At 32.9% G+C, this 2,023-nt stretch carries 3 protein-coding genes; 2 read left to right on the forward strand and 1 reads right to left on the reverse strand.

Translation table 11 applies throughout. The features are described from left to right. Positions 1–821, reverse strand: an 821-nt coding sequence (locus tag VLM92_RS05890; RefSeq protein ID WP_325275418.1) for a proton-conducting transporter membrane subunit, incomplete at its 3' end; no start/stop codon positions are given. Between the two features lie 822 nt (positions 822–1,643). Here VLM92_RS05890 and VLM92_RS05895 point away from each other — a divergent pair. Together VLM92_RS05895 and VLM92_RS05900 are read left to right on the forward strand one after the other, a co-directional pair. Next, a complete protein-coding gene (locus VLM92_RS05895; protein WP_325275419.1) occupies positions 1,644–1,778 on the forward strand; it encodes a hypothetical protein in 135 nt (44 codons plus the stop codon). A 44-nt stretch (positions 1,779–1,822) separates the two neighbouring features. Beyond that, a partial coding sequence (locus VLM92_RS05900; protein WP_325275420.1) for a carbon monoxide dehydrogenase beta subunit family protein occupies positions 1,823–2,023 on the forward strand: 201 nt, incomplete at its 3' end.

Here is a 2,023-nt window from a genome sequence, read left to right on the forward strand (position 1 = left end):
AGTCCTATCACAAATGCAATATTCAGTACTGCAGGTGTCAGTAGAAGCAGGAAAGCCAATTTATTGAGCAAGATACCGCCTACATTTACTACCCCAGCATGCATTAAAGCCGATACTGGCGTAGGAGCTTCAGATGTATAAGGCAGCCAGATATGAAACGGTACAATCGCAGATTTCATCATGGCAGCCACTAAGAAAAGTAACCCGATCACAAAAATCGTAGGGTTATCAATAGGGTTTTTAGACATCTCAAGCCATGTCTGACTCAATTGTCCCAAGTCAACACTGTCAAATGTTTGATAGGTCAATATCACTGCAAGTATAAAGAGTAGATCAGCCCCTTTATGTATCAGCATGGTCCAACTACCATTTTTGACCGCACTTTTTGATGCAACATTAAATGACACCAGTAAATAGAGACTGATACTCATAAGTTGCCAAGCAAGTGCAAGAATAACAAGGTTATTACTCATTACCAGCATATAGATAGAGGAGAAAATAAAATTTAAAAGGATAAAAAATCTTTTATATCCCGGTTCATCCCACATATATTTTGTAGCATATTTACGGATCACAAGACCTAAAATAGCCACATATGGTACGAGTATGGCAGAGAGCTCATTGAAAACAAATAGACCGCCAAGTCCATGTATCGGTTCATCGGTAGTGATCACATGATAGGTTCCATATAGCCCTAACAATGCGATCATGCTTGACAACATAATACTCACTTTTGGAATATGTTCCTTTTTATTCACAAAAATGAGTATAAATGCTATAACAAGCGGTATGCCTGGAATAAGCAATATAATTTTTTCCACTAAAAACTCCTGTATTTAACTAAATTATTTCGTAAAACATTCTATTTACTGGGTCTAGAATTCGCCATTACTTATGGTTAGAACACTAAATCAAAATAAATTTGAACAAAGAAGGTTCTTAAAACCACCTTCTAAAACCTTAGCCATTATAGATGATTTTTTTAAAATATACTCTTTATTAAAAACAAACTTGTATGAAAACGTAAATTTAACAGTGTATTGTTACTATTTCACAATTTGATATTGATATGTCTGATGATCCAATCGTATAACCCTTATGATACACCAACTTTTTAATACTAAAGATGCCCATGATACATAGGTCCAAGAAAGAGAAGTGAACACATAGAGATACAGTATATTTTTACCCTATATAATGTAATAGAGGTAAATTCCCTTAAAACAATAATGTTAAGAAATAGACTTATAAATATATTGCAATCAAGTTATAACTATGAATAATCAATTATTATATTACTTATTTTTTCTATAAATTATAAGATAAGTCAAAGGTTTTTACAGTAAACTCCCATTTGAAAACATATGAATGTAGTGGATAAAGAATTTATCATAAATATTACCTATACATGAATATTACTAATATGTAATATTAAGGTTTTTTTGTGTAAAGTTTATTTGAAGTTCCATTTGCAATCTATTGGTTATTATGATTGAATATAATCGTTCTAATAATAGATATATGTTTAAACATCATGGAGTAAAGGAGTTAAAATGTATTATGTAGCAAAAGTCGATGCAGACAAATGTGCTGAATATAAATGTAACACGTGTACACTATATTGTCCAGAAGCGAATACGCTTATGTTCGATAAAGAAAGAAACACATCTTGGGTAGATGAAAACAGATGTAAAGGGTGTGCACTATGTGTGTACGTTTGTTCTGATATGCTTGATCGTAATTGTATTACGATGGAAATGGCTGGTCACGAAGAATAAGTCTAGAGTCTAGATTTAATTTAAATTTTTAATTAGGAGAAGTTATGGCAAACCAAGGTCCTGCGTATTATTCACCGTATCCTGCGGCTACGTATGAAGGTGTAATCACACCACCAGAAGGGAAAGCACTTTTGTTGGAAGATGTGGTTGATGAAGAAATTGCAATGAGAGAAATTGCAAGAGTGATGTTGACAAGTGAAAATGCAACTATTTTCCCTGGTCCTCAAGTATTATATGGTTGGAAT

This window comes from Romboutsia sp. (genome assembly GCF_035470145.1).
GTDB lineage: Bacteria > Bacillota > Clostridia > Peptostreptococcales > Peptostreptococcaceae > Romboutsia_D.

Bases quoted from the DNA above. Each gene is read 5' to 3' on its own strand.
- VLM92_RS05895 (WP_325275419.1), top strand. From the start codon at position 1,644: ATGTTCGATAAAGAAAGAAACACATCTTGGGTAGATGAAAACAGATGT.